At 72.2% G+C, this 26962-nt stretch carries 21 protein-coding genes and 1 tRNA gene; 3 read left to right on the plus strand and 19 right to left on the minus strand.

The features are described 5' to 3' along the window. Nucleotides 1–20: 20 nt before the first annotated feature. Nucleotides 21–1745: a hypothetical protein gene (locus AB0I22_RS15450; RefSeq protein ID WP_363131254.1), complete on the plus strand. Its 1725-nt coding sequence runs from the start codon at nt 21–23 to the stop codon at nt 1743–1745. Here AB0I22_RS15450 and AB0I22_RS15455 read toward each other — a convergent pair. The 4 genes from AB0I22_RS15455 to oxc all read right to left on the minus strand — a co-directional run bounded on the left by AB0I22_RS15455 (nt 1733) and on the right by oxc (nt 7791). Then, nucleotides 1733–3979: an NB-ARC domain-containing protein gene (locus AB0I22_RS15455; RefSeq protein WP_363131255.1), complete on the minus strand. Its 2247-nt coding sequence runs from the start codon at nt 3977–3979 to the stop codon at nt 1733–1735. The genes AB0I22_RS15450 and AB0I22_RS15455 overlap by 13 nt on opposite strands. Further along, nucleotides 3976–4440, minus strand: a complete 465-nt coding sequence (locus AB0I22_RS15460) for a hypothetical protein (protein WP_363131256.1) — start codon at nt 4438–4440, stop codon at nt 3976–3978. Before AB0I22_RS15460 ends, AB0I22_RS15455 begins: the two co-directional genes overlap by 4 nt. 226 nt (nt 4441–4666) lie before the next feature. Next, nucleotides 4667–5923 (minus strand): formyl-CoA transferase, encoded by a 1257-nt coding sequence (gene frc, locus AB0I22_RS15465; RefSeq protein WP_363131257.1) that lies wholly within the window; start codon nt 5921–5923, stop codon nt 4667–4669. A gap of 92 nt (nt 5924–6015) precedes the next feature. Further along, on the minus strand, nt 6016–7791 hold the full coding sequence (gene oxc, locus AB0I22_RS15470; protein WP_363131258.1) for an oxalyl-CoA decarboxylase: 1776 nt from the start codon (nt 7789–7791) through the stop codon (nt 6016–6018). A gap of 382 nt (nt 7792–8173) precedes the next feature. Between oxc and AB0I22_RS15475 the strand changes: the two genes are divergently transcribed. Continuing rightward, on the plus strand, nt 8174–9778 hold the full coding sequence (locus tag AB0I22_RS15475) for a FadD7 family fatty acid--CoA ligase (protein ID WP_363131259.1): 1605 nt from the start codon (nt 8174–8176) through the stop codon (nt 9776–9778). Between the two features lie 77 nt (nt 9779–9855). Here the strand turns inward: AB0I22_RS15475 and AB0I22_RS15480 are convergent, their stop codons facing one another. The 14 genes from AB0I22_RS15480 to galU all read right to left on the minus strand — a co-directional run bounded on the left by AB0I22_RS15480 (nt 9856) and on the right by galU (nt 23289). Beyond that, the gene (locus AB0I22_RS15480) at nt 9856–10788 is read right to left on the minus strand and encodes a LysR family transcriptional regulator (protein ID WP_363131260.1); all 933 of its coding nucleotides are present in this window, start codon (nt 10786–10788) and stop codon (nt 9856–9858) included. 314 nt (nt 10789–11102) lie between these two features. Beyond that, entirely contained in the window at nt 11103–11510 is a 408-nt protein-coding gene (locus AB0I22_RS15485) for a MarR family transcriptional regulator (RefSeq protein WP_363131261.1), read from the minus strand. Nucleotides 11511–11826: 316 nt separating this feature from the next. Beyond that, nucleotides 11827–12531, minus strand: coding sequence for an SDR family NAD(P)-dependent oxidoreductase (locus tag AB0I22_RS15490; RefSeq protein ID WP_363131262.1), 705 nt, complete (start codon nt 12529–12531; stop codon nt 11827–11829). A gap of 54 nt (nt 12532–12585) precedes the next feature. Continuing rightward, the gene (locus tag AB0I22_RS15495) at nt 12586–13320 is read right to left on the minus strand and encodes an SDR family oxidoreductase (protein ID WP_363131263.1); all 735 of its coding nucleotides are present in this window, start codon (nt 13318–13320) and stop codon (nt 12586–12588) included. A 336-nt stretch (nt 13321–13656) separates the two neighbouring features. Beyond that, complete coding sequence (locus tag AB0I22_RS15500; protein ID WP_363131264.1) at nt 13657–14553, minus strand: geranyl diphosphate 2-C-methyltransferase; 897 nt, start codon at nt 14551–14553, stop codon at nt 13657–13659. 3 nt (nt 14554–14556) lie between these two features. After that, a complete protein-coding gene (locus AB0I22_RS15505; RefSeq protein ID WP_363131265.1) occupies nt 14557–15795 on the minus strand; it encodes a family 2 encapsulin nanocompartment cargo protein terpene cyclase in 1239 nt (412 codons plus the stop codon). A gap of 245 nt (nt 15796–16040) precedes the next feature. After that, nucleotides 16041–17453, minus strand: coding sequence for a family 2B encapsulin nanocompartment shell protein (locus AB0I22_RS15510; RefSeq protein ID WP_363131266.1), 1413 nt, complete (start codon nt 17451–17453; stop codon nt 16041–16043). Nucleotides 17454–17876: 423 nt separating this feature from the next. After that, nucleotides 17877–17950: transfer RNA gene (locus AB0I22_RS15515), tRNA-Ala, on the minus strand. Between the two features lie 89 nt (nt 17951–18039). Further along, a complete protein-coding gene (locus tag AB0I22_RS15520) occupies nt 18040–19104 on the minus strand; it encodes a hypothetical protein (RefSeq protein ID WP_363131267.1) in 1065 nt (354 codons plus the stop codon). Between the two features lie 151 nt (nt 19105–19255). Beyond that, nucleotides 19256–19879 carry a GNAT family protein gene (locus AB0I22_RS15525; RefSeq protein WP_363131326.1) on the minus strand — a complete coding sequence of 208 codons (624 nt, stop codon included), beginning with the start codon at nt 19877–19879 and terminating at the stop codon, nt 19256–19258. Further along, complete coding sequence (locus AB0I22_RS15530) at nt 19876–20388, minus strand: MogA/MoaB family molybdenum cofactor biosynthesis protein (protein ID WP_363131268.1); 513 nt, start codon at nt 20386–20388, stop codon at nt 19876–19878. Before AB0I22_RS15530 ends, AB0I22_RS15525 begins: the two co-directional genes overlap by 4 nt. Further along, nucleotides 20385–20912, minus strand: coding sequence for a cyclic pyranopterin monophosphate synthase MoaC (gene moaC, locus AB0I22_RS15535; protein WP_363131327.1), 528 nt, complete (start codon nt 20910–20912; stop codon nt 20385–20387). The genes AB0I22_RS15530 and moaC overlap by 4 nt, the downstream gene beginning before the upstream one ends. 75 nt (nt 20913–20987) lie before the next feature. After that, complete coding sequence (gene glp / locus AB0I22_RS15540) at nt 20988–22271, minus strand: gephyrin-like molybdotransferase Glp (protein WP_363131328.1); 1284 nt, start codon at nt 22269–22271, stop codon at nt 20988–20990. Nucleotides 22272–22386: 115 nt separating this feature from the next. Beyond that, the gene (galU, locus tag AB0I22_RS15545; protein WP_363131269.1) at nt 22387–23289 is read right to left on the minus strand and encodes a UTP--glucose-1-phosphate uridylyltransferase GalU; all 903 of its coding nucleotides are present in this window, start codon (nt 23287–23289) and stop codon (nt 22387–22389) included. 81 nt (nt 23290–23370) lie between these two features. Between galU and AB0I22_RS15550 the strand changes: the two genes are divergently transcribed. Beyond that, complete coding sequence (locus AB0I22_RS15550) at nt 23371–23973, plus strand: 5-formyltetrahydrofolate cyclo-ligase (protein WP_363131270.1); 603 nt, start codon at nt 23371–23373, stop codon at nt 23971–23973. 48 nt (nt 23974–24021) lie between these two features. On the opposite strand, the gene AB0I22_RS15555 is transcribed toward AB0I22_RS15550, so the two are convergent. After that, nucleotides 24022–26826, minus strand: a complete 2805-nt coding sequence (locus AB0I22_RS15555) for a penicillin acylase family protein (RefSeq protein ID WP_363131271.1) — start codon at nt 26824–26826, stop codon at nt 24022–24024. Nucleotides 26827–26962 lie beyond the last annotated feature (136 nt).

Below are 26962 nucleotides of genomic sequence, written 5' to 3' on the forward strand. Positions count from 1 at the left end.
GGTAGCCGGGAAGGGGGGCCGTGAGCGGTAACCCGCCCCCGCTCCGTACGCCCGTGGGCCCCGACGCCCACCGCTGGCGCACGTTCCCCGGCCGCAAGACCGTCGTAGCCGCCGCCCGCACCGTCACCTCGACCGTACGCGTCCTCGAAACCCTCCCGGACCTCCTGCGCGGCGACGACCGGCTGACCGTCGTCTTCGCGTACGACCCCACCTCCGCCTTCGGCGACGGGGTCCTCGACCTGCTCCACGACGCCGGGTGCCGCGTCATGCCCTGGAGCCAGCTGGCCGACATCGAACCCGACCTCATCGTCTCCGCCAGCGAGAACATCGACGTCCCGGCGGGCGACTGCCCCGTGCTCGTACTCCCGCACGGCGTCGGCTTCCAGAAACTGGTGCCGGACTCCCGCTCCGCGCGCAGCCGCCTCTCCGGCATGGTGCCGGACGCGCTGCTGGAGGCGGGCCGGGCGTGGCTGGCCGTCTCCCATCCGGAGCAGGAGGAGCAGCTGGCCGCCGCGCACCCCAAGACCGCCGGGCGCACCCTGCTCGTCGGCGACCCCTGCTTCGACCAGTTGCTGCGCGGCCTGCCGCGGCGGAGCGAGCACCGGCGCGCGCTCGGCGTCACGGGCGGCCGGCGGCTGGCCGTGCTCAGCTCCACCTGGGGCCCCACATCGCTGCTCGGCCGCGACCCGGACCTCGTACGCGGACTGCTGGCGGCGCTGCCGTACGACGAGTACCGGCTGGCGGCCATCACCCACCCCAACGTGCGCTCGGCGCACGGCGATTGGGAAACCCACCGGATTCTGGCCCCGGCCGTGGACGCCGGTCTGCTGCTGATGTCGCCGGTGCACGACTGGCGGCCCGCGCTCACCGCCGCCGACGTCGTCATAGGGGACCACGGCTCGGTGACCCTGTACGGGGCCGCGCTCGGCAAGCCCGTACTGCTCGCCGCCTTCGGCAGCGACGCGGTGCCGGAGACGGCCGCCGCCGGACTCGGCCGCGCCGCGCCGCGGCTCGACCCGCACGGCGACCTGTACGAGCAGGTCGAGGAGGCCGTACGGACCCACGCCCCGGACCGCTACGCGGACATCGCGCGGCGGGCGTTCGCGGACCCGGGCCAGGCGGTCGCGCGGCTGCGCACCGCCGTGTACGAGCTCCTGAAGCTGCCCGAACCGCGCTCCGCGCCGCCCCTGACCGCGCTCCCCGCGCCGGCCGCCTCGCCCGCCGCCGACGTGACGTCGTGGCGCGTGGTCACCAGCGCCGCCACCGCCGCCGAGTCGGGACAGTGGTCGGTCACGGTCCGCCGCCGCCCCGCGGCAGCGGTCGAAGACCCCACGGCCGACGAGGAAACGGCGGAGGGCGTCTACGCGCACCTCGCGAGCGATGTGGGGGCAGAGCGGGACCAGCGGCTGGCGGAGAGCGCGTCAGTGCTGGTCAACCGCGCCCCCGCGCGGTCCGCCGTCGCCGCCCTGCGCTGGATCGACGAGACGCTGGCCGGGTTCACCGGCGGCTTCCTCGCCCTCGCGGCGCTGGACGGCGGGGGCGCGCTGGCGGGGCTGCGCGACGGGCGGAGGGTGGAGGCGACGGCCACCGGCTCGGACACCGACCCCGGCCTGTGCGCCGCCGTGATCTACACCTGCCTGCGCGCGGGCATCCCGCTGGACGGCACGGTCGTGACCCTGCGCGTAGGGGCGGTGCGCGAGGAGGACGTGGCCCTGCGCCTCCGCCCGATCGCTCAGCTCCCCTGACCCTCCAGCCCCTCCAGCCCCTCCAGCCGCGCCCACAGCGCCTCCGCCGCCGGGCTGCCGCCCGCCGAGTAGATCTCGAAGGCCCTGGTCAGGTGTGCCCGTACGGCCGCCCGCCCGCCGCCCGTACGCTCCTCGACGTCCGCCAGCAGCACCAGCGCCTGCGCCTCGTAGTGGGTCGCGTCCCCCTCGCGCAGCACCCGCGCCGCCTCGGTCAGCGCCCGTACCGCCGCCGCGGTCTCGCCCGCGTGGTCGTGGGCCGCGCCCATAGCGGCGAGTGCCCGGGCGGCCATGCGGCTGTCGCCGCGCTCCGCCAGCCGCTCGTACGCGTCGCGCAGGGTGTCCAGCGCGCCGCGGTGATCGCCGCCCGCGTCCCGCGCGCATCCCAGGAAGTAGGCGGCGATGGCGGCGCCGCGCCCCTCCCCCGCCTCGGTGTTGAGGTCGAGGGAGAGCTGGTACGCGGCCATGGCGCGGGCCGGGTCGAACCGGTCCCAGTACCGGCCGGAGAACTCCTGCACGGACGCCCGCAGCACCGTGTGCCCGGAGACGTCGGCGCACGCGACGGCCGCCTCCAGTTCCGTACGCGCCCGGTCGTACGCGCCGAGGTCCATCAGCGGCCGGGACAACAGGCTGCGCAGCCGCGCCTCGGCGGCGGGCGCCACGGACTCGGTGGCCGCGGCCGCGCCGATCTCCAGGGTCTCCTTCCAGTCCGCCAGGTGCCTGTGGTGCAGGAAGAGGACGGTGAAGGCTTCCGCCAGCTGCCATACGGGCGTGTGCAGCCCGTACCGGGCGGCTTCGCGCAGCACGGCGAGGATGTTGGCGCGCTCGGCCTCCAGCCAGGCCAGCGGCGGCGGGCCGGCGGCCAGGTCCGTGTCCGCATCCGCATCCGCGTCCGCGTCCGCGAAAGGGTCGGGAGCGCCGCTCAGGAAGCCGTCGAGATCGGCGACGCGCAGCCGGTCGGCGCGGATGGCGCGGTCGGCGAGCGCGGTGAGGGCGAGGTAATGCGTGACCACCCGTTCCGTCAGGGCGCGCCGCCCGGCCTCCGGCTCCTCTTCGGCGGCGCGCTCGCGGGCGTGCAGCCGTACGAGGTCGTGCTGGCGGTAGCGGCCCTCGGGGGTGACGTCGAGCAGGCTCGCCGCGACCAGATCGTCCAGCAGGGGTTCGGCGTCCGCCGGGCCGAGGTCCGCGGCGACGGCGGCCGTGCCGTGGTCGAAGGTGCGGGCGGGCAGCCAGCCCAGCAGCCGGTACAGGCGGGCGGCGGCCGGCTCCAGCTCCCGGTAGGCGGGGCCGAGCACCGCGGACACCGAGTGCTCCCCTCGCTGCTCTCCTCGTCCCTCTCCCCGCTTCTCTCCTCGTAAAGCCATTCCGGTCAGCCTCCGCGTCTCGTCGGCGAGTTCGTCCGCCAGCCTGGTCATGGTCAGCCGGGGCGAGGCCACCAGCCGCGCCGCGACGACGCGCAGCGCGACCGGCAGCCCGCCGCACAGCTCGACCAGCCGCTCGGCGGCCGCGGGCTCCGCCGCCACGGCGTCCTCGCCGCACCGCGCGGCGAGCAGCCGCATGCCGCCCTCGTGGTCGAGCGGGTCGAGCGGCATCAACCGGGCTCCGTCGAGGGTGAGTTCGCCGAGCCGGGCGTTGCTCGTGACGAGCAACGCGCTGCCCGGCCCCTTCGGCACGAGGGGTCTGACCTGCGCGGGGTGGTTCACGTCGTCGAGGACGACGAGCACGCGGCGGCCGGCGGAGTGCGTCCGGAACAGCGCGGTCCGCTCGGCGAGCGAGTCCGGCATGAACGCGTTGTCGACCCCGAGGGCCCGAAGGCCCTGCGCGACCGCCTCGGAGACGTCGGCGCCCTCGCCGTCGCGCAGGGCCGAGAAGTCGATGTAGATCTGCCCGTCCGGGAACAGGTCGCGGGAGAGCTGCGCCCACCGGCAGGCGGTGGCCGTCTTCCCGACGCCCGGCAGGCCGGTGAGGAGGCCCAGGCCGATCCCCGCGCCCCCTGCGCCGCTGCCGCTCAGCCACCCGTCGAGGGCGGTCAGCTCCCGCGTCCGGTTGACGAACCGGGCGGTCAGCGGCGGCACTTGATCCGGTTTCGGCCGGCTCTCGGGCCCGGGCGGCTGAACAATGGTGTAGGCGATCCCGCCGTGGATCTGCCCGGCCTGCACGCTCGGCCCGTACACGTTCCCGGACAGCTCGTTGGTGACGTGCTGCGCCGCGGCGCGCCCGTCGGAGACGTCGCTCACCGCGGCCCCTGCGCGTCCGGCCCGGGCTGCACGGCCCCCGGCATGTGGAAGGTCATGCCGCCGGAGACGTCCCGCACCTGGACGATGGGGCCGTGCTGCACGCCGCCGCTGACGGTGTTGGCCACCGAGCCGCCGCCCCGCCCGTCCGCCGCCGCCGGGTCCAGCTCGGCCAGCAGGGCTCGCAGCTCGTCGGCCGCGGCCGGGTCCGTACGGAGCACGTACCGCAGCCGCTGCCGCCAGTCGGCCTCGATGTCGGCGGCGGTGCGCTCGTCCGACCCGTCGCGGGCGGCCGTCAGTTCCTCGCAGGAGAGCTCCAGTTCGCCGTCGGCCGCGCTCTCGTCCCCGTCGCGGGCGAAGAACCGCGCCAGCCGCTGTTTCGCCTGCGTCCACGCGTCGGACGCCATGAGCCCGACCACGGTGGTCGCCCCCGACGCCGCCAGCGCCGCCAACTCAGCTTCCACGGTGCCCCCTCTGTTCTGTGCCCGCACGGCCGTCATGACGTTCATGAAGCCGCCGGTGCCACCGTAGAGAGCGCGGAAGGGCTTGGGTAGCCCGGCCCCGGCCCGCGGGCGTCCGGCCTGACCCGAACGGCGTACGCGGTGGTACACACAGGCGTGGCGGTACGCACACGCGTGCCCCGCACGCGGGGAACGCGTGCGGGGCACCCCCGGTCGGGCCGCCGTTCGGTCAGGCGACGACCTGCCCGTCATGCAGCTTGGCGATGGCGTCGGCGTCGTAGCCGAGATCCGCGAGGACCTCGTCGGTGTGCTCGCCGAGCAGCGGCGAACCGGCGATGTCCGGCGTGAAGTCGGAGAACTTGATCGGGCTGCCCACGGTCAGGTACGTGCCGCGGTCCTTCTGCTCGACCTCGACGACCGAGCCGCTCTTGCGCAGCGCCGGGTCGACGGCGATCTCCTTCATGCTGAGCACGGGCGCGCAGGGCACCTCGAAGGTGCGCAGGATGTCGACGGCCTCGTACTTCGTCTTGTCGGCGAGCCACTTCTCGATGTCGGCGAAGATGTCGAAGATGTGCGGCTGCCGCGCGAGGGCGGTGGCGTACTCCGGGTCGTCGATCCACTCGGGCTTGCCGATGGCCTCGCAGGTGCGCGCCCAGTTCTGCTCCTGGACGGTGAAGTAGATGTACGCGTTGGGGTCGGTCTCCCAGCCCTTGCACTTGAGGACCCAGCCGGGCTGGCCGCCGCCGCCCGCGTTGCCGCCGCGCGGCACGGCGTCGCCGAACTCGCCGTTCGGGTACTGCGGGTACTCCTCCAGGTAGCCGAGCCGCTCCAGCCGCTGCTGGTCGCGGAGCTTGACGCGGGAGAGGTTGAGCACGGCGTCCTGCATGGACACCGACACCTTCTGGCCCACCCCGGTCGCGTTGCGCTGGATGACCGCGGTGAGCAGGCCGATCATCAGGTGCATGCCGCTGTTGCTGTCGCCGAGGGCCGCGCCGCTGATGGTCGGCGGGCCGTCCCAGAACCCGGTGGTGGACGCGGCGCCGCCGGCGGCCTGCGCGACGTTCTCGTAGACCTTGAGGTCGGACCAGGGCGAGTCCTCGTTGAAGCCCTTGACCGAACCGAGGATCAGCCGGGGGTTGAGCTCGTGGATGTGGTCCCAGCCGAGGCCCATGCGGTCCATGGCGCCCGGCGCGAAGTTCTCCACGAGGATGTCGGCCCCGCGGATCAGCTTCTCCATGACCTCCTTGCCCTCGGGGGCCTTGGTGTTGATGGCCAGCGAGCGCTTGTTGCTGTTCAGCATGGTGAAGTAGAGGGCGTCCACGTCGGGGATGTCCCGCAGCTGACGGCGGGTCACATCGCCGCCGTTGGTGCGCTCGACCTTGATGACGTCGGCGCCGAACCAGGCGAGCAGCTGGGTGCACGCGGGGCCGGCCTGGACCCCGGTGAAGTCGATCACCTTGATTCCTGCGAGCGGCTTCTCACTCATGGCGGCTTCCTTCTCGTGAGTGTTCTCGGTGTGCGGGTGGGATGTGCGGGGGCGTGCGTATAGGGGCAGAGGTACGGCTCCGGCCCCGGCGCTCACTTCTTCGCCGGCGCGATGTTGCCGACGGTGATGCCCTTCGGGTTGAGGTGCGAGATGTGCCCGCTCTCGGTCCCGGCCGAGGGGTCGATCGCGCAGTCGATGAGGGCGGGGCCGCCTGAGGCCAGCGCCTCGGTGAGGGCGGCGGTGACCTCGGCGGGCGTGGTCGCGCGGTAGCCCTTGCCGCCGAACGCCTCGATCATCGTGTCGTGGCGCGCCTGGAGCATCAGGGTCGTCGGCGACGGGTCGGTCTCCAGCGGGTTGACGTCGTCGCCCCGGTAGACGCCGCCGTTGTTGAGGATGATCGTGACGACGGGCAGCTTGTAGCGGCAGATCGTCTCCAGCTCCATGCCGCTGAACCCGAAGGCGCTGTCGCCCTCCACGGCCACGACCGGCGCTCCGCTCTCGACGGCCGCGGCGATGGCGTAGCCCATGCCGATGCCCATGACGCCCCAGGTGCCGCTGTCGAGGCGGTGCCGCGGCACCTGCATGTCGATCACATTGCGGGCGATGTCCAGCGCGTTGGCGCCCTCGTTGACGATGTACGTCTCGGGGCGCTCGTGCACCACGTCGCGTACGGCCTTCAGGGCGCCCATGAACTGCATGGGGTGCGGGTCGGCCGCCAGCCGGTCCGCCATCTTGGCGACGTTCTTCGCCGAGCGCGCGGCCAGTTCCTCCCGCCAGGCGGCGGGCGCCGTGATCTCACCGGGCTTGGTCCGCTCGGCGAGCGCTTCGAAGACCGACCCGATGTCCCCGACGAGCGGGGCGGCGATGGGCTGGTTGCTGTCCATCTCCTTCGGCTCGATGTCCACCTGGATGAACTTCGCGTCGGGGTTCCACTGCGGCGCCTCGCCGTGGCCCAGCAGCCAGTTGAGCCGCGCGCCCACCAGCATCACGACGTCGGCCTTCTTCAGCGCCAGCGAACGGGCGGTGGCCGCGGACTGCGGGTGGCCGTCGGGCAGCAGCCCCTTGGCCATCGACATCGGCACGTACGGGATGCCGGTGGACTCGATGAACTCGCGGATACGGTCGTCCGCCTGCGCGTACGCGGCCCCCTTGCCGAGCATCACCAGCGGCCGCTCGGCGCCCGCCAGGAGCTCGATCGCCCGGTCCACCGCGTCGGGCGCGGGCAGTTGGCGCGGCGCGGGGTCGACGAGGCGGCTCAGCGTGGCCGCGCCCGTCCGCGCGTCGAGGACCGAGCCGAGCACGGCGGCCGGGATGTCGAGGTAGACGCCGCCGGGGCGGCCGGAGATCGCGGTGCGCAGCGCGCGGGCGATGCCGCGGCCGATGTCCTCGACGCGGCTCACCCGGTACGCGGCCTTGCAGAACGGCTGGGCGGCGGCGAGCTGGTCCATCTCCTCGTAGTCGCCCTGCTTGAGGTCGACGAGGTGGCGCTCGCTGGAGCCGGAGATCTGCACCATCGGGAAGCAGTTCGTGGTGGCGTTGGCCAGCGCGACCAGCCCGTTGAGGAAGCCCGGCGCGGAGACCGTGAGGGCCACGCCCGGCTTCTTGGTGAGGTACCCGGCGGCGGCCGCCGCGTGCCCGGCGTTGCTCTCGTGCCGGAAGCCGATGTAGCGGATGCCCTGCGCCTGCGCGAGGCGGGCCAGATCGGTGATCGGGATGCCGACCACCCCGTAGATGGTGTCGATGTCGTTGAGCTTGAGCGCGTCGACGACCAGGTGGTAGCCGTCGGTGAGCTCGGGCTGTGCATCGGTGTCGGCAGCGGCGCCGGCTTCGGCGGCAGCGGCGGTCTCCGGTGCGGTGGGGGCGGTCATGGTCCGAGGACCTCCTTGGGCGGTCTGGCCTTTTCGGCTTCGTCTTCCACCATCCGCAGCGGGTGCGGCCGCGTCCAAGATTCATCGGCGACCAGCCGATAACCGGCGTTTATCGAGCCCTGGTCAGGGCGGGTGACGCGGCCTCTCAGGGCCGTTGATAGAAGCTCGCTATCGGTCGTTCACCAGCGCGTATTGGACGGCCACGCCGCGCCCGCGCAGGCTCGCTTAGGAGAGCTTCCGAAGATCCGAGAGCACCGTTCGGCGGGCCGGCCCCGGCCGCCGAAGAACCGCTTCCACGACTTTCGAGGTTCCGCTCCCACAACCGGGCCGCCCCCGAGGCCGCCCCGGTTCCACGACCCGACGACAGGAGGAGGCGGTGGTCATGGCCGTACCGACCGCGGCGCCCGCGCCCGACACGAACCGCTACCGGCCCCCGGCGCTCACGGGCCTCGACGACCTCCTCGACCGGCCGGCGCGCGAGGACCCCGGCGCGCCGGCGCTCGTCGTGGGCGGCGAGCGGCTGCCCCTGTCGTACGGGGCCCTGGCCGCGTCGGCCGACGACGTGGCGGCGCGGCTGACCGCCGCGGGGCTGCGCCGCGGTGACGTGGTCGCCCTCGTCTGCGCCAACACCGCCGAGTTCGCGGTGGGGCTGCTGGGCACGGCGCGGGCCGGGCTGGTGGTCGCCCCGATGGACCCGGCGCTGCCCGGCCCGCAGCTCTCCGCCCGGCTCGACGCGCTGGGGGCGCGGACGGTCCTGCTCGGCCCGCCCGCGACCGGCGCCGCGCCCGTCGCCCGGGTCGACACGCCCGTCTGGCCGCTGCGCGTGACCGTCTCCGCCACGGGTACGGCGACGGCCGCCCTCGACACCACCGCTCCCCCGGCCCCCGCGGGCACGGGCGCGTCGCGCGAGCTGACGGCCGACGACGCCCTCGTCCTGTTCACGGCGGGGACCACGGACCGGGCCAAGATGGTGCCACTGTCCCGCGCCAACGTGGCCGCTTCCATACGGGGCATCTGCGCCACGTACGAACTGGGGCCGGCCGACGCGACGGTCGCCGTGATGCCGTTCTTCCACGGCCACGGGCTGTTCGCGGCGCTCCTGTCCTCCCTGGCCGGCGGCGGCCGGGTGCTGCTGCCGGAACGGGGTCGGTTCTCGGCCCGTACGTTCTGGAGCGACGTGCGATCGGTGTCCGCCACGTGGTTCACCGCCGTCCCGACCATCCACGAGATCCTGCTGGACCGGGCGGCGACCGAATACCCGGGCCCGGAGCTCGCGCCGCTGAGGTTCGTACGCAGTTGCAGCGCCCCGCTGAACACGGCCACGCAGCGGGCGCTGGAACGCACCCTCGGCGCGCCGCTGCTCTCCGCGTACGGAATGACCGAGTCCGCGCACCAGGCGGCCAGCGAACCGCTGCCGCGGCGCGGCACCTTGAAGCACGGTTCCGTCGGCCGGCCGACCGGGGTCGCCCTCCGCGTCCTCGACCGCGACGGGCAGCCGTGCCCGGCGGGCGTCCAGGGCGAGGTCCAGGTGCAGGGCCCGACCGTGGCCCGCGGCTACCTCGCCGATCCGGCCGAGACGTCGCACGCTTTCGCCGACGGATGGCTGCGCACCGGCGACCTGGGCTCGCTGGACGAGGACGGATACCTGTTCCTCACCGGACGCATCAAGAACCTCATCAACCGCGGCGGCGAGAAGATCTCGCCCGAGCACGTCGAGGACATCCTGGCCGGCTGCCCCGGCGTCGCCGAGGCGGCCGTGTTCGCCGTGCCCGACGCGCATTACGGGCAGCGGGTCGGCGCCGCCGTGGTCGTACGCGGGGGCCCGCGCGGCGGCGAGAGCGCCGGCGCCGAGCAGATCCTGCGGTACTGCCGGGACCGGCTGTCCGCCTTCGAGGTGCCGGAGCGGCTGAAGATCGTCCCGGAGCTGCCGCACACGGCCAAGGGCGGCCTGGACCGTTCGGCGGTGGAGGCCCGGTACGCGGGCTGAGCCCGATCCCCGCGCGCTGGAGCCGGTACGCGCACTGAGGGGAGGGATCGCCGGAGTCTTCAAGCGATCCCTCCCCGTCACCTGCCCCGGTGCTCCGAAGGCAGCGGCTGCTCGAAGACCTCGTCCAGGGACAGGCCCGTAGCGGCGTTCATGAACGCCCGGGCGACCACCGAACCGGGGGTCGCGGCGTGTATCGCGACGGAGACCTGCGCGCTGGCGTCCGGGTCGACCAGACGTACGGCCCGCGTCCGGCCGCTCACCGGCATCGCGCGCATCCAGGTGTGCGGCACGATGCTCGCCCACTCGCCGACGCCGACGGTCGCGTAGAGGGAGGCGACCGAGTCCGTCTCCAGCTGCGGGGTCACCACGACCCCGTTGTCCGCGAACACCCCGTCGATGAGCTGACGGACCCTCATATCCGGGGTGAGCAGGGCGAGCGGCAACTGCGCCGCCTCCGCCCAGGTCATGGAGTGGGTCTGGGGCGTCAGCTGCTCCTCGGAGGCCAGCAGCACATACCGCTCCTGGTAGAGCGGCAGCACCTGAAGGCCCTCCCGGTCCTCGGGCCCGAAGTGCGCGATGGCGGCGTCCAGCTCGAACTCGCGCAGCTGCCGGTGCAGCTCCTTCGCCGACAGCCGCGAACTGACCTGCACCTTGGCCAGCGGGTGCGCCGCCCGGAACGCGGCCACGGGGAGCGCCAGGGTCGTGGACGCCGTGGGGTCCGTACCCAGCCGCAGCGTCCCGGTGATACCCGACTGCACGGCGGCCACCTCGGCCTTGAACGCGTCCTGCTCGGCGAGAATCCGCTTCGCCCACACGACGAGCCGCTCGCCCTCGGGGGTGAGCCCCTCGTAGTTGTGCCCCCGGTTGATCAGGGTCACGTTCAGCTCGCGCTCCAGCTTCGCGATGGCCGCCGACAGCGCGGGCTGCGAGACGAAACAGGCTTCGGCCGCACGGGCGAAATGCCGCTCCTTGGCCACCGCCACGAAATACTCCAGCTGCCGGAACAGCATCAGCGGCTCCTCCCTCATCGGCTTCATCGGCCTCGTCGGCTTCATCGGCTTGATCGACCTCGTCGGCTTGATCGACCTCATCGGCTTGATCGACCTCATCGGCTTCACCGGCCGTAAAGCATCGTCGCCGAATTATCCCCGGGGGACGGCGCCGGCGCCCGCCGCGGGTCCGGGGCGGGCCATCCCGCGCATCCACCACGCCACGGCCCGCCACGCCCTGTCACGACCCGCAGGTCGGCGGGTTTCCGATGACAGCTGTTCTCGGGGAGCTCACCTCCGGGGTGAACCAGAAACGACCGAAACGCCAAATACGCCTAGCGGCAGGGCCCGCCGTCGCCGCCGTCCGCGTCGAGGAGGCGGGAGAAGATCCGGGAGAGCTGATCGAGTTCGTCGCCGGACAGGGTGCCGACGGCCGGGGGCGGGCGCAGCAGGATGGCGTCGATGGTCGCGATGGCCTGGTGCCCGGCGGGCGTGAGCGTGACCAGCTTGCGCCGCCGGTCGCCGGGGTGCGGACGGCGTTCGACCAGGTCGTGGGCTTCCAGCTTGTCGACGATGAGGGTCGTGTACGGGGCGTCGAGCCCGTTCGCCTCCGCGAGCTGGCTGAGCGTCACCGGCCCGTTCCGGAGCTGAAGGAGGATCTTGCCCCGGCCGCCGCCGAGGCGGAACCCGAGCGCCTTGGCGAGCTCGCCCCGCCGGCTGTGGGCCTCGACGAACCGCTGCATGAGCGCCCACGCCTGCTGAACGGGGTCAGCCGCCCGCCCCGCCGGCCCTGAAGAGCCCGGCGCTCCCGAAGATCCCTGCACTTCCGAAGATCCCGGCGCTCCCGAAGAATCCGGCGACCCCGGGGAACCCCCCGATCCCGAAGAACCCTCCGCCCCCGAAGGACCCCCAGTCCCCCCAGGCCCCGAAGATCCCGGCAACCCCACCGATCCCGCTGACCCCGACGAGGTGGCTGCCATCGGTCGTCTCTCCCGTGTCCCTCGGTACCTCGGCGGCCCAAGGCGCCATGTCAGGTGCACGGCGCTCGACGCGCCGCACTCACCACGCTACCGCCCGGCCGAGAAAGTCGACGTAGTGCAGCCCGGGTTCGCCCCGCAGCCCGTCGAGCGTCCTGACCACGTTCGGAATGCTCTCGTCGATGCCGTACCGGGCGTCCGGGCCGCCCATGTCCGTACGCACCCAGCCCGGCGCCATGAGGACCAGGGTCCGGCGGTCCTCGCCGTGCCGGGCCGCATAGCTGCGCATGAACGTGTTGAGCGCGGCCTTGCTGCCCCGGTACACCTCGTGACCGCCGCGCTCGTTGTCGGCCACGCTGCCCTGCCCCGAGGACATCACCGCGATCGTGCCCCCGGGCTCGGCCACCCGGTCCTGCAACGCCTCGACGACGCGCAGCGGACTCAGCGCGTTGGTGACCATGACCCGGTTGAACTCCTCGGTGGACGTCTCCGCCACCGTGCCCTCGGGCTGATTGGTGACGCCGGCGTTCACGAAGAGCAGATCGAACATCCGGCCCGCCAGGCGCGTGTCCAACGCCGCGACCTGCGCGGGTTCGGTGATGTCGACGGTCTCGATCTCGATCCGCCCGGCCTTTTCGTCGGCGAGGTCGTGCAGAGCGGTACGGGCGGAACCGCGCACGGTGGCCACGACATGCCATCCACGGCGGACCCACTCACGAGCCAGCGCGAGCCCGAGCCCACGAGAGGCGCCGATCAGAAGCACTTCCCCACAATTACTTGTACTCATAACAACGATTGTGTGGCGTACAACTAATTCCGTCAAGGCACGCCCGGCGCCCCGCTACTGGGCGCTCGCGGCAGGCCGGACCACGATCTCGTTGACGTCGACCCCGGCAGGCTGGGACAGGGCGTAGGCGATGGCGTCCGCGACGGCGGAAGCGGGCAGCGCCACGGCCCGGTAGGTCTTCATGGCCTCCCTGGCGGCAGGGTCGGAGATGCTGTCGGCCAGCTCCGACTCCGTCACCCCCGGGGAGACGAGGGTGACCCGGACATCGCCCGCGGACTCCTGGCGAAGCCCTTCGGAGATCGCGCGGACAGCGGACTTGGTGGCGCAGTAGACGGCCGCCGTAGGGGTGACCTCGTACGCGCCGACGGAGGCGACGTTCACGATGTGCCCGCCGCCTTGAGCCCGCATAACGGGCAGGGCGGCGGCGATACCGTGCAGAATCCCCCGCACGTTCACGTCGATCATCCGGTCCCACTCGTCGACCCTCAGCTCCGCGAGCGGCGAGAGCGGCATCACTCCCGCGTTGCCGACCAGCGCGTCCACGCGGCCGTACCGCTCGCGGGCGGCGGACACGAAGGACCGGACGTCGTCGGCGTCCGTGACATCGAGCCGCTGGAACGCCGCGGCACCGCCCGCGCCGGCGATCTCCTCGGCCAGCGCCGCGAGACGATCGGTGCGCCGCGCGCCGAGGAACAGGCGGTGGCCGTCGGCGGCGAGCCGACGCGCGGTCGCCTCGCCGATCCCGCTGCTCGCCCCGGTGACCAGTACGACCTTGGCTGCGTCTGTCATGCCCGCTCTTCCTCCCGGTGAGGCACGAAGTGCCCGTGGCGGATCGCTCCGATCCGCCACCGAGTCTGGGCCGACCGCACCCGGCCGACCAGGGCGTATGCCGCCTGGGTACGAGGCACCCGGGCAGCGCGCGCGTCCCCGTGCTCCGGCCACGGCCGCATGACCGACGACCGCCGGAGAGAGCCCCCGCACACACGGAGCAGTTCCGCTGCCGCGGAACCCGCACACACGGAGCGGCTCCGCGACCGCGGCCCCCGACGGCGCGATGCCGCGGAAAGGGCCGGACCCGTCGGAATGACGTGACGGGCCCGGCCCCTCAGAGCGAGCGGTGCCGGGTCAGACCCGGTCGGCCGCGATCAGGAGGTACTGGAAGGAGCCGTCCCGGTAGGAGTTGATGAACGCCTCCTCGATGCCGGTGACCAGGGAGGACGTGGCGCGCAGCTCCCAGTAGGGCAGCGTCGCGGCCGTCAGGTCGACGACGGTCTGCGGTACGAGACGGTTGTCGGCCATGGCGCGCATGTACTCGCGGCGGGAGTGGATGTTGCACTCGAAGTGCGCGTTGATCTGGGAGACCCACTTCGAGGGCTGGCCGTAGCGCGGGTTCCAGCAGCCCGTGATGGTCACGTAGCGCCCGCCGACCTCCAGGATGCGGGAGTGCTCGGCGAAGAGGTCGTGCAGATCGACGTACATGGTCGACTCGTTGTTCCACGAGCCGCTGACCTGCCCGGTGCCGAAGGGCATGTCGAGCATGTTGCACACGCGCGCCTGCACATGGCTGTCGACGCGGAGTTCGCGGGCGCGCCGGTTGGCGAAGTCGGCCTGCTTGGCCGACAGGGTGACGCCCTCGACGTGGCAGCCGAACCGCTGGTGGGCCATCACCATCGAACCGCCCCGGCCGCAGCCGGCGTCGACGAGCGTGGCCCCGCTCCCGATGGAGCCGAGGTGGTCCATGAGGACTTCGGCCTGCGCCGACTCCAGCCGGTGGAGCTCGGCGATCAGCTTCTTCTCGTACGCGCTGTCGGCGGCGTCCCCGAGGGCGGCGCGGTCGATGTCGCCGATGCCGTAGTGGTGGTGGTACAGCCCGTCGACGTCGCCGAGGCGCAGGTTCACGGGCCTGGCCTCCTGGTCCCAGTAGCGGGCGATGTCGCCCTGGTAGGGCGACGCCGGGGAGGGGACGAATGCGGTGGTGCCCTGGGCGGTGGTGTGCTCGATGCTGGTCACGCGTGTATCCATTCCTTACCAGAAGTCGGGCAGGCTGTAGCGATAGGTGTTGGACCGGTGCCAGTAGTGGTTGCCGTCGACCCAGACGGCCACGCCCCGCAGGAACCGCAGCACGGTCGATACGGGACAGGCGGCGGCCAGGCCGGCGGCCTCGGCTTCGAAGGCGCGCATGAGGTCGTTGTGGACCTCGACCGCCTTCAGATAGGCGTCCCGGTCGGAGAGGTTCTCGCGCTGTGCGATCACCACGGGCAGGTTGAGGTGCGTGCCCGGACTCTTGAGCTCCTTGGTGTACGAGTACAGGTCGTTGACGATCGTGGTCGCGTTCCCGGCGAGCGCGATGACCCGCTGCATGGCCGGCTGGGCGTGCAGGTCCGCCGGGAGCTCGTAGCCGCCGACGGTGTCGGTGATCGTGGGGCAGGGGCGGAAGTTGTTGAACTGACGCATCGCCAGGTACTCCCACACCTCGGGCATGTGCCCCGTCTGACCCCAGGCGGCCTCCGCCAGGTACCCCATGTGCAGCCGGGCCATGTCGTGCCGGTACCGGTCGGCCTGCGAGGGGCTGGACTGCCGGAGGAAGTAGTCCATGGCGGAGCGGTAGGCGCGCCGGGGGGCGTCCGACTGGAGCGACTCCTCCCACGCCTGCCCGTACTCCGCCGTCGTGTGCAGCGGGTCGAGCGCCGTGTGGGCCAGCAGCAGGCGGCTGCCGAGACCGACGGGCGAGCCGCCGTGGTCCTCGCAGTAGCAGTCGTCGACCGCGTTCTCGGCGACCATCAGCCGGGTGGCGATCATCAGGTGGTCGACGGTGGGGGCGTCCGGATGGCAGGCGACCATGTACCGGCCGACGGAGAAGCCGTCGAACTGGTCCTGCCACTCCGGGGGCACCGCCTGGACCTCGTCCACGGCCCACGCCCTGATCCTGCGGCTGACCTCCTCGACCCGCACCGGATCGGGCTCCGGCACCGGGTGGTGGTAGAGCCCCGGGACCGGATCACCCGCCGCCGGCGCGCCCTCCGGCCGCGCACTCTCCGGGCGCGCGCCGGCTGCCAACGGCTCTTCGCTCCGGACCAGTCGGGCCAGGCGCAGCCCTGCCGTGCCCAGACCGCTGGGGCCGCCCAGCAGCCGCTCCACGGTGGGCCGCGACGGACTCGCCCCGGCAGCGCTCTCCCTCACGGACTGAACCGGCGCCCCTCCCCCCGAACCGCCGGCGGGCACGGGAGCGCCCTTGCGGAGAGGTCCGACGGGCGGTCCTGGCAAGGAGGGCCGGGAGGTCAGGGCGGCCCGAGCGGCGCCCGCGGCCGGGACACCGGCCTCGCCGCCGCCGGTATGGGATTGGGAACGGACGCCGAGCCCGGCCGCGGTGGCAGGCGGCCTCGGCGGAGGAAGGGAAACCCCAGGAACGGGCATCCATGGCTCCTTGATGAGGTGGATGGGCGACCCCGGCCCCGGGCATGCTGGCCCGGCCCGGGCTCGGGTTCGTCGTCGGCCGTCGTACGGGCCCGCTAGTCGCCCCGGCGGGCGGTCTGGACGTTCTCCAGCACGCCGAGTGCGTCGGGCACGAGAATGGCGGCGGAGTAGTAGGCGCTGACCAAGTACGAGATGATCGCCTGCTCGCTGATGCCCATGAAGCGCACCGAGAGGCCCGGCTCGTACTCCTCCGGCAGCCCCGTCTGGTGCAGTCCGACGACGCCTTGGTCGTCCTCGCCGGTACGCATGGCCAGGATCGAGCTGGTCCCCTCCTCGCTGACGGGGATCTTGTTGCACGGCAGGATCGGGACCCCGCGCCAGGCCGGGACCTGCTGCCCACCGAGGTCGACATGGGCCGGGTAGAGCCCGCGGGCGTTGAACTCGCGCCCGATCGCGGCGATCGCCTTGGGGTGGGCGAGGAAGACCTTGGTACCGCGGCGGCGGCTGAGCAGTTCGTCGAGGTCGTCGGGGGTGGGCGGGCCGGAGTGCGGCTGAATCCGCTGCTTGAAGTCGGCGTTGTGGAGCAGCCCGAACTCCCGGTTGTTGATCATCTCGTGCTCCTGGCGCTCGCGCAGCGCCTCGATGGTGAGCCTGAGCTGTTCCTCGGTCTGGTTCATCGGGTCGTTGTAGAGATCGGCGACCCGCGTGTGGACCCGGAGAACCGTTTGCGCCACGGAGAGTTCGTACTCGCGCGGCTTGAGCTCGTAGTCGACGAAGGTGCTCGGCAGCGCCACCTCCCCGGCGTGGCCGGCCGACATCGCGATATCGGCCTCGCCGTGACGATTCTGCGGCTGCCCGGCAAGCGCGCGGAACCGCTCGATGTGCGCCTGTAGGCCCGGCGCCCCGGCCAGCACGGCGGCGAAGTCGGCCCGGGAGAGGGTCAGAAGGGTGCCGGCGGTCTCGGCGGTGGCCGTGTGGTCCCAGCCGGCGTCGTCGTCCAGAAGGGCGCTCTCGCCGAACCGGTCGCCGTCGGCGACCACCGCGACGCGCACCTCGTCGTCGTACTCGCCGGCGGAGGTCAGGCGGACGCGGCCGTGGGCGATCAGGTGGATCTGCTCGGCGGAGGCGCCGCGCTCGACCAGCACCTCACCGGCGCGGAAGTCGCGCCGCACGCACCGGTCCGCGATCGCGGTCAGCACCTCGACGTCCTCGAAGCCGCGCAGCAGGGCCAGTTCGCCGAGCTCCCGGGGGATCACCCGGACGTCGGCGCCGTCCTGGACGAACTCGATCCGCCCGTCGCCGACGGTGTAACTCAGCCGCCGGTTCACCCGGTACGTGCCGCCCCCGACCTCGACCCAAGGAAGCGCCCGCAGCAGCCACCGGGAGCTGATCCCCTGCATCTGCGGGACGGTCTTGGTCGTGGTGGCGAGGTTGCGGGCGGCCTCGGTGCTCAGGCTGGACTGCCGGGGCGCGTCCAGCCGCGGTTCCGGGCTGGTCTCAGTGGACATCGGGCGGGCTCCCCTTCATGGAGGTGGGGCCGGGCGTACGCACACGGCGACGGCTCGGGCGAGGGCACAGGGGGCGAGTTGCCCGGAGAATCCGTGCCGACCTCGGGGAACCGTAGTGGCCGCCACGGCCGATCGGCCGGGAGAGCCCGTGGGATTACCTCGATGCAGTGATGTTGCCCTGCAAATTGTTTATCCGAATAGGTGACCAGTTTTGAGCGCTCCAGCCGAGACCCGAGGGACGCCCCGCCTCAGCCGGAGGCGTTCACCTGTGGCCCTACTCACGCTCACACCGGCCACCAGCGTCCCAAGCTCCGAAACCAAGCCTCTCGCCCGGACCGAAAACGAAGAAATCCCGCCCGATCAATCAGATCGGACGGGATTCCGTCAACCACCCCCGAGCGAACTCGGGAACGGTCATTGCGGTGGACCTGTGGGGATTTGAACCCCAGACCCCCTCGATGCGAACGAGGTGCGCTACCAGACTGCGCCACAGGCCCTTGCAACGAGTGAAACTCTAGCACCCCGATCGGCGTACGCGGAAATCCGCTCCCCTCCTGGTCAGCGACGGAGTGCCAGGAGGGACGCCTCACTCGTTGGCGGCACGCGGGCGGTCGTCGTCGGCGTACTGGTCGAAGAGCGGGGTGCGGCCCCGGTCGCGGGTGCGGCGGCGGGCGCGGGGCGAGCGCTGCGGCTCGGGGGCCGGCTGCTCCTCGGGCTGTTCCGGGGCGGGCTCGGCGGGGCTGGAGCGGGCCGAGCTCCAGGTGTCCGGGGCGCCGAGGTCGACGCTGCCGCTCGCGCGCGGGGCGACCGGCGCGGTGACGTACGTGGGCAGCGGTACGGGCACGGGCTCCCAGCTCTCGCCCGCACCGCCCCGGCCGCGCTCGCGCTGCTGGTCCACCCACTCGGCGTGGTCGGTCTGCTCCACGAGGGCGCGCCGCCCGGCCGCGTGCACGGAGGGCGCGGGCGGCGGGGGGGCGTCGGGTTCGGTGCGGGGCTGGGCGGCGGGGTCAGCCGGGGCGTCGGCGATGGTGGGCGACTCCGCCGCCGGCCGAGGGTGTGGGCGGCCCTCTCGCAGCCGCTGGGCGGCGAGTTCGGCGCGGCGCTGGTCCATGGTGAAGGCGAACCGGCGCTTCTCCTGGACCCGCAGGTAGACGATGTACGCGCTGAGCAGCGCGGCCGGTACGGCGGGGGCCCACAGGAAGGCGAGGCCGCCGACGCCGGCGACGACCGCGCCGACGGTGAAGCAGAGGAAGAGGACCACGGTGGTGCGCCGGCGGCGCGCGAGCACCTTCGAGCGCCGGGCGCGCTCGGCGGCCGTGGAAGCCGGAGTGGGCGCGGGCGCGCCGAAGGACCGGACGTCGACCTTGTCGGTCGCGGCGTCCGGCACGGGCGCGCTCCGCTCGGCGGCGGGGGGCCCGGTCGGGTCTCCCGCGTCGTCGGAGGCGCTTCCCTCCAGGTCCGTCAGGTCCTTCTGGTCCTTGGCGTAACGGCGCTCCATCCCCGCCCGGCCGGACAGCAGCCGGATGGCGGTGGAGAAGCGTTCCGTCGGACGGGCTTCATTGAGCTCGTCCTGCCTACGGAGCCACATCGGCACCAAGTAGGCGGCCCAGGCCCCGACGATGACTGCGTAGATGAGGCCGCTGCTGCTCACGCTTCACACCGTAGAGGGGCATGCGCAAGCACATCCGCCAATTGGCGCGGTGTGTCGCACGATCTGGCCGATATCTCGAACTTTTTTTGTGATTGTTTGGTTCGGCACCTCGCGAATGCGGTCATTTGGCAGTCAAATTCGAACACTTATTTTATTTCTGCGAAGCATTGGGCCGCACGCGGTGCCACCGGGTCAGCAGCCCCTCCGGGACCTCCTCGGCCGTCAGCACATAGACCAGGTGGTCCCGCCAGCCGCCGTCGATGTGGAGATAGCGCGGCCGCAGTCCCTCCTCCCGGAAACCGAGCTTCTCCACGACCCGGCGGCTGGGTCCGTTCTCCGGCCGGATGCATACCTCGATGCGGTGCAGCCCAACCGTTCGGAAGCAGTGGTCGACCGCGAGGGCGACGGCCGTCGGCATGACGCCGCGGCCGGCCACGGCCTCGTCCACCCAGTAGCCGACATGGGCGGAGCACATCGACCCCCAGGTGATCCCCGCCACAGTCAACTGCCCGGCCAGCCGCCCCTGGTGCTCGATGACGAACGGCAGCATGCGCCCCGCGTGCGCCTCGGCGCGCAGATGGCGCACCATCTGCCGGTACGTCGGCCGGTGGATCATCGGCCCGCCGGGCGGTGGCGGCGGGATGGTGGCCTCCCAGGGGCGCAGCCACTCGCGGTTGCGCCGGTTGACCTCCCGCCACGCCCGCTGGTCCCGCAGCCTTATGGGCCGCAGTGACGTATCGCCGTCCGCCAGTTCGGCCGGCCAGGGGGCGTTCAGTTGGTGCTCCCCGAGGGTCTGGGGTGGTCCCCGCCCCGGATCTGGTCGACGGCGTGCGTCAACAGCCGCCCCAGCACGGCCAGGCCGTCCCGGACCCCGCCCGTGGACCCGGGGAGGTTGATGATGAGCGTCGTCCCGGCGACGCCGGCCAGCCCCCGTGAGAGGGCGGCCGTGGGGACCTTCGCCAGCCCCTCCGCCCGGATGGCCTCAGGGATGCCGGGGATCTCGTAGTCCAGGACGCGGCGGGTCATGTCGGCCGTGCGGTCCATGGGCGAGATGCCCGTGCCGCCGGTGGTCACCACCACGTCGTACGAGGCCGCCACCGCCTCCCGCAGCGCCTCCTCGACGGGGTCCCCGTCGGGCACCACCCGCACCTCGCCGACCTCGAAGCCGAGCGCGGCCAGCCCCTCGGCGAGCAGCGGGCCGCCCCGGTCCGGGTAGACGCCGGCCGCCGCCCGGTTCGAGGCGGTGACGACCATCGCGCGGTACGCCGCCGGGCCCGCGCTCACGCCGCGCCGCCTTCCCGGTCGGTGCGGGTCCAGGTCCCGGACTTGCCGCCGCTCTTCTCCTCGACCCGTACGTCCGTGATGACGGCCCCCTTGTCGACCGCCTTCACCATGTCGATCACGGTCAGCGCGGCGACGGTGACGGCGGTCAGCGCCTCCATCTCGACGCCCGTGCGGTCGGTGGTTTTGACAGTGGCGGCGATCTCCACGGCGTCGTCGGCGACCGTCAGGTCGACCCGCACCCCCGAGACCGCCAGCGGATGGCAGAGGGGGATCAGTTCGGGGGTGCGCTTGGCGCCCATGATGCCCGCGATGCGGGCCGTGGCGAGGGCGTCGCCCTTGGGGACCCCGGCGCCGCGCAGCAGCTCCACGACGCGTGGTGCGACCAGCACGCGGCCGGTGGCGCGGGCCGTACGGGCTGTGACGTCCTTCGCGGAGACGTCGACCATACGGGCCGCGCCGGCCTCGTCGAGGTGGGTGAGGCGGGGCGGGGTGCCGGGGGCGGCGCCGCCCTCGGGGGTGGCCATCGGGTCCTGCGCGCTGCTCATCGTTCTCCCGGTCCGGTCCTTTTGGGCAGATACCGTACCGGCCGCGGCCGTCGGTCAGTCGAGGAGGACCACGTCGACCTCGGCGCCCGGCTCGACTGAGGTGGTGTCCTCGGGGACGACGATCAGGGCGTCGGCGTCGGCCAGCCCCTTGACCAGGTGGGAGCTGGAGCCGCCGACGGTGGTCACCGCGCCCGCCTCGGCGTTGTAGCGGCCGCGCAGGAATTGGCGCCTTCCCTTCGGGGAGGCGTCCACGCCGTCCACGCACACCGCCCGCACGGTCGTGCGGTCCACCGGTTCGAGGCCCATCAGGGCACGGATCGCGGGGCGCACGAAGAGCTCGAAGGAGACGTACGAGCTGACCGGGTTGCCCGGCAGGGCGAGCAGCGGGGTACGAGCGGACCCGCCGTGGCCGTCGCCGATGAAGCCGAAGCCCTGGGGCTTCCCGGGCTGCATGGCGAGCTTGCGGAAGTCGACGCTGCCCTCGTCGCCGCCGAGCCCGGCGAGGGTCTCCTTGACGACGTCGTACGCGCCGACGCTGACGCCGCCGCTGGTGACGATGGCGTCGGCGCGGATCAGCTGGTCCTCGATGGTGGAGCGGAGCGTCTCGGCGTCGTCGGCCACGGCGCCGACCCGGTAGGCGATGGCCCCGGCGTCGCGGACGCAGGCGGTGAGCATGAAGCTGTTGGAGTCGTGGATCTGGCCGGGGGCCAACTGCTCGCCGGGCTGGATCAGTTCGCTGCCGGTCGACATGACGACCACCCGGGGGCACGGGCGGACCTTCACGGCTGCCCGGCCGATCGCGGCGAGCAGGCCGATCTGGGCGGGGCCGAGGACCGTGCCGGCGCACAGGGCGAGGTCGCCTGCCGCGACGTCGCTGCCGCGGGCGCGGACATGGGCGCGGGCCTCGGCCGGGCGGTGCACCCGGACCTCGCCCGCCGCGCCGCCGGGGGCGGCGCTGTGCGCGGTCATCGTGTCGGCGGGGCCGCCGCCCGTGCCGCCGTCGGTCCACTCGACGGGGACGACGGTCTCGGCGCCGGGCGGCAGCGGGGCGCCGGTCATGATGCGGGCGGCCTCGCCGGGGCCGATCTCCGGGAGGTCGCCGCTGCCCGCGGCGATGTCGCCGACCACGGTCAGCACCGCCGGGAACTCCTCGCTCGCCCCCGCGACATCGGCGACCCGCACGGCGTAGCCGTCCATCGAGCTGTTGTCGAAGGGCGGCAGGGCGGCGGGGACGGTGACGTCCTCGACGAGGACGCAGCCCTGGGCGTCCAGCAGTTGCAGCTCGATCGGCTCCAGCGGGCGGATCCTGGCGAGGATGTCCGCGAGGTGTTCGTCCACCGACCAGACCCGGTCCGGGGCGGCCGGGGCGTCGGGCCGCGCGCGGCCCCCGCCCTGCTCGCTGCCCCGGTCACTGCCCTGCTCGGCGGCCTTGTCGGCGGTGCTGGTCAAAGTGCTACATCTCCTCGGTGACGTAACTGCGGAGCCAGGTCCGGAAGTCCGGCCCCAGGTCTTCACGTTCGCATGCCAGTCTGACAATGGCACGCAGATAGTCACCACGGTCCCCGGTGTCATAGCGGCGGCCCTTGAAGACCACGCCGTGCACCGGGCCGCCGAGGTCGGGGTAGGCGGCGAGGTCCTGGAGGGCGTCGGTGAGCTGGATCTCACCGCCGCGGCCCGGCTCGGTCTTGCGGAGCACGTCGAAGACGGCCGGGTCGAGGACGTAGCGGCCGATGACGGCGTAGTTGCTGGGGGCGTCGGCGGCGGCGGGCTTCTCCACCAGGCCGGTGACCTGGACGACGTCCTCCTCGCCGCCCGGCTTCACGGCGGCGCAGCCGTAGAGGTGGATCTGGGCGGGGTCGACCTCCATGAGGGCGATGACGCTGCCGCCGTGCTGCTCGCGCACCTCGATCATCCGGGCGAGCAGCGGGTCGCGGGCGTCGATGAGGTCGTCGCCGAGGAGCACGGCGAAGGGCTCGCTGCCGACGTGCGGCGCGGCGCACAGCACGGCGTGTCCGAGGCCGCGGGGGTCGCCCTGGCGGACGTAGTGCATGGTCGCCAGGTCGCTGGATTCCTGTACGCGGGCGAGTCGCGACTCGTCGCCTTTGCGGCGAAGGGCTTCTTCGAGCTCGTAATTGCGGTCGAAGTGGTCTTCCAGGGGGCGCTTATTGCGCCCGGTCACCATGAGGACGTCGGACAGGCCGGCGGTTACCGCCTCTTCCACCACGTACTGGATCGCCGGCTTGTCCACGACCGGCAGCATTTCCTTGGGGGTGGCTTTGGTGGCCGGAAGAAAGCGGGTTCCGAGGCCTGCGGCCGGGATGACAGCCTTGGTGATCCTTGAGTGCGAGGAAGTCATGGGGCGAACCATATCGGCTGGCATTGAGGGGAAGATGATGGTCCGGTGAATATGAACTGAGAGAGCGGAATTGTGTGCACAGTGACCAAATATGAAGGTAACAAAGCCGAGTTGCGACAGGCCCTCCTGGCGGTGAGGGCCGGGTTGACCGCCGGTGACGTGACGGGGGCGGGCGAGGCGCTGGCGCGGCGCGCCCTGGACCTGCCGGAGCTCGCGGAGGCGCGCACCGTCGCCGCGTATGTGTCGGTGGGACGCGAGCCGGGGACCCGCCCGCTGCTGGACGCGCTGCGCGCGCGGGGCGTCCGCGTACTGCTGCCCGTACTGCTTCCGGACAACGACCTGGACTGGGCGGAGTACACGGGCGCGGACGGGCTCGTACGGGCCGGCCGGGGGCTGCTGGAGCCCGCCGGCGGGCGGCTGGGGCCCGGCGCGGTCACCGGGGCCGACGCGGTGCTGCTGCCGGGCCTCGCGGTGGACGGGCGCGGCATGCGGCTCGGACGCGGCGGCGGCTCGTACGACCGGGTGCTCGCCCGGCTGGCACGGGCGGGCGCCGATCCGGCGCTGGTGGTGCTCCTCTACGACGACGAGGTGGTCGCGCGGGTCCCGGAGGAACCGCACGACCACCTCGTGCACGCGGCGGTGACGCCGTCGGCCGTCCGCCGTTTCGCGGCCGCCGGCCGTTAGGGCCCGGCTTGGAGGTTTACTCCCCCGCGGGCCGCTAAGGGACGGCCGCTAAGGCTTGAGGACCAGCTCGTCCTTGGTGGCCTTCTTCACGGCGTCGGGACTGTAGGCCCAGGGGAGCAGTTCGCCCCTGGCCCACATGTCCGTCTGGTCGTAGTAGTGCGCGTTGTAGGCGTGTCCGGAGGCGCCGGTGAGGTTGATCCAGCGGGACTTGTCGAGATCCGCGAGGTTGACGACCATCCGCATCGACGGCACCCATACGACGTCGTAGCCGCCTGCCGCGTTCCAGCCGCTGGCGTCGACCGCCGCCTCGCCGCCGCCGAGGTTCCAGGGGCCGCGGTTCAGCAGGAACTGGACGAATCCGGGGCCTTCCTTGCCGAGCGTCTGGTTCTTCAGCGTCAGCTGGTGCAGCCGGCCCCAGCTCCAGGAGTTGACGTCCTTGCCGAGCTTGGAGGTCAGCTCCCAGCGGGCGTCCTTCATGGCGTGGGCCAGCAGGTCGTCGCGGTTGCGGGCGCCCGGGTTGGTGCGGGTGCCGCTGGTCTTCCACCACTCGCTGCCGGGCTTCTTGATGATGTCGCGGACCACCTCGAACCAGCGGTCGCCGCCGTCGGGCTGCGCCTGGTCGGGTTCGCGCTGGCCGCATTCGGTGACGAGCCTGGTGTTGCCGTTGAGGTCCTCGGACGGCCCGGAGTCGTTGGTGGGCTTCACGCGCAGGCACTGGCCCTCGACCCGCAGCTCCTTGGGCAGCTTGTTGCCGAAGGCGAGCTTGAGGGTGTTGCGCCAGACGGCGTTGAAGTACGCGGCGGCGGCCGAGTCGGGCTCCTGGGTGTAGTCCCAGCCCTCCAGGAGCTTCTGCGCGTCGCGGATGTACTGCGTCTCCTTGGCCTTCAGGTGCAGCGAGCCGAGGTCGATGTTGAGCAGATAGGGCGTCAGCAGCTTGGCGATCTCGCTGCTGCTGTCCATCTGCATCTTCTGCATGTCGTCCGTCGAGATCTTGCCGCCGTCCTTGATCTTCGACTGGATGAGGTCGTTGATGCGCTGGCTGCGCGCGCCGTAGCCCCAGTCGTCGGTCAGCGGGTACGGATACTTGTCCTTGTCGACGACCGCCTGGTTGGCGGTGACGATGTAGCCGGACTTGGGGTTCTTCTCCCAGGGCAGCTCGGCCTGCGGGATGTACCCCTTCCACTGGTAGGCGGGGTCCCAGCCGGGCGCCGGAAGACGGCCGTCGTTCTTGCTGCCGCCCTCGCCGCGGACCGGGATCTGCCCCGGGGCCTGGTAGCCGATGTTGCCCTTGGTGTCGGCGTAGATGAGGTTCTGCGAGGGCACCTGGAAGTCGCGTGCCGCCTTGCGGAACGAGTCGAAGTCCGTGGCCCGGTTCAGCTCGAAGACGGCGTCCATGGACTTGCCGGGGTTCAGGGCGGTCCAGCGCAGCGCCATCGCGTAGCCGTCGGCGCGGTCCGGCGCGGGGTCCTTGACGGGCGCGTTCTGGCCGACCTTGACGAGTTCGTCGTCACGGTCGGAGACGATCGGCCCGTTGTTGGTCGTACGGACCGTGATGACGCGGTCCCTGCCGCCCGCGACCTTGATGGTCTCCTTGCGGGTGGTGAAGGGCTTCTGCTTGCCGTCGAAGAGGTACGTGTCGGCGGTGACCTTCTCCAGGTAGAGGTCGGAGACGTCCGCGCCCAGGTTGGTCATGCCCCAGGCGATGTCCTGGTTGTGGCCGATGACGACGCCGGGCATGCCGGAGAAGGTGTACCCGGCCACGTCGTACGGGCAGGCCGCGCTGACCTTGTTGCAGTGCAGGCCCATCTGGTACCAGAGGGACGGCATCTGCGGCGCGAGGTGCGGGTCGTTGGCGAGCAGCGGCTTGCCGGTGGTCGTGTACTTGCCGGAGACGACCCAGGAGTTGGAGCCGATGCCGTTGCCGCTCGGACCGAGCAGCGCGGGGACGGAGCTGATCTTCGCGGAGAGCGTGTTCAGGCCGTTGTGCAGCCCATGGGTCGCGCCCTTGCCGCTCCCCTGCACACCGTTGGTCGAGGAGGTGGAGCCGGAGCCGGGCGTCGCCTTGGGGTCGAACTGCTTGGTGAGGGAGTTGACCGCGCCGCCCTCGACGATCGGCTTGTTGCGGCCGTACGGGTATGCCGGGTAGAGCTGCTCGATCTGCTTGGCCGACAGCCGCGTCGAGGCGAGCGAGCGGTCGATCTCGTCCTGCATGTTGCCGCGCAGGTCCCAGGCCATGGCCTTGAGCCAGGCCACGGAGTCGACCGGGTCCCACTTCTGGGGCTTGTAGTCGTTCTGGAAGCCCAGGGCGGCGTATTCGGCGGACAGCGCCTTGCCCTTGTGGTCCTTGAGGTAGGCGTTGACACCGTCGGAGTACGCCTGGAGGTTCTTCTTGGTGTCCGCCGAGAGCTTGGTGTCGTACTCCTTCTGCGCGACCTGTCGCCAGCCCATGGTCCGCAGGAAGGCGTCCGTCTTCACCTGGCCCTCGCCGAACATCTCCGAGAGCCGGCCGGACGTCATATGGCGGCGGACGTCCATCTCCCAGAACCGGTCCTGGGCCTGCACGAAGCCCTGCGCCCGGAAGAGGTCGTCGGCGTTGTCGGCGTAGATCTGCGGGATGCCCTTGTCGTCCCGCTTGACCTGTACCTGCCCGGACAGCCCCTTGAGCTGAAGGGTGCCCGAGGTCTTCGGGAAGGAGGCGCGCACGGTGTCGACACCCCAGTACGCGCCATAGCCGACGCCCGCCACGAGCAGCAGCACGAGGGTGATCACGAGCAGACGGGCGCGTCGGCCCTTCTTCTTGCCGGACTTCGGGCCGGTCTCCTTGGCGGAAGCGCCGGTCTTGTTGGCGGGCATCGCTGTCCTTCGAGGGGGCAGGGTGGTCCTGGAGTGCTGGAGCAACCATAGGCGCACCCCCTGTCACGTCCCTACGCGGAGTCGCCGCAGGGCGTCTTCTTCATCTTCTCGGCGCCCTTCTTCGATGCCTCATCTC

It is taken from the genome of Streptomyces sp. NPDC050610 (assembly GCF_040654875.1).
Lineage (GTDB): Bacteria > Actinomycetota > Actinomycetes > Streptomycetales > Streptomycetaceae > Streptomyces.

Coding starts and splice junctions, on each gene's coding strand:
- AB0I22_RS15490 (WP_363131262.1), bottom strand. CDS start 12,531: ATGAGTACAAGTAATTGTGGGGAAGTGCTTCTGATCGGCGCCTCTCGT.
- AB0I22_RS15480 (WP_363131260.1), bottom strand. CDS start 10,788: ATGCTGTTCCGGCAGCTGGAGTATTTCGTGGCGGTGGCCAAGGAGCGG.
- AB0I22_RS15495 (WP_363131263.1), bottom strand. CDS start 13,320: ATGACAGACGCAGCCAAGGTCGTACTGGTCACCGGGGCGAGCAGCGGG.
- oxc (WP_363131258.1), bottom strand. CDS start 7,791: ATGACCGCCCCCACCGCACCGGAGACCGCCGCTGCCGCCGAAGCCGGC.
- moaC (WP_363131327.1), bottom strand. CDS start 20,912: ATGGCCACCCCCGAGGGCGGCGCCGCCCCCGGCACCCCGCCCCGCCTC.
- frc (WP_363131257.1), bottom strand. CDS start 5,923: ATGAGTGAGAAGCCGCTCGCAGGAATCAAGGTGATCGACTTCACCGGG.
- galU (WP_363131269.1), bottom strand. CDS start 23,289: ATGACTTCCTCGCACTCAAGGATCACCAAGGCTGTCATCCCGGCCGCA.
- AB0I22_RS15475 (WP_363131259.1), top strand. CDS start 8,174: ATGGCCGTACCGACCGCGGCGCCCGCGCCCGACACGAACCGCTACCGG.
- AB0I22_RS15555 (WP_363131271.1), bottom strand. CDS start 26,826: ATGCCCGCCAACAAGACCGGCGCTTCCGCCAAGGAGACCGGCCCGAAG.
- AB0I22_RS15485 (WP_363131261.1), bottom strand. CDS start 11,510: ATGCAGCGGTTCGTCGAGGCCCACAGCCGGCGGGGCGAGCTCGCCAAG.
- AB0I22_RS15510 (WP_363131266.1), bottom strand. CDS start 17,453: ATGTCCACTGAGACCAGCCCGGAACCGCGGCTGGACGCGCCCCGGCAG.
- AB0I22_RS15500 (WP_363131264.1), bottom strand. CDS start 14,553: ATGGATACACGCGTGACCAGCATCGAGCACACCACCGCCCAGGGCACC.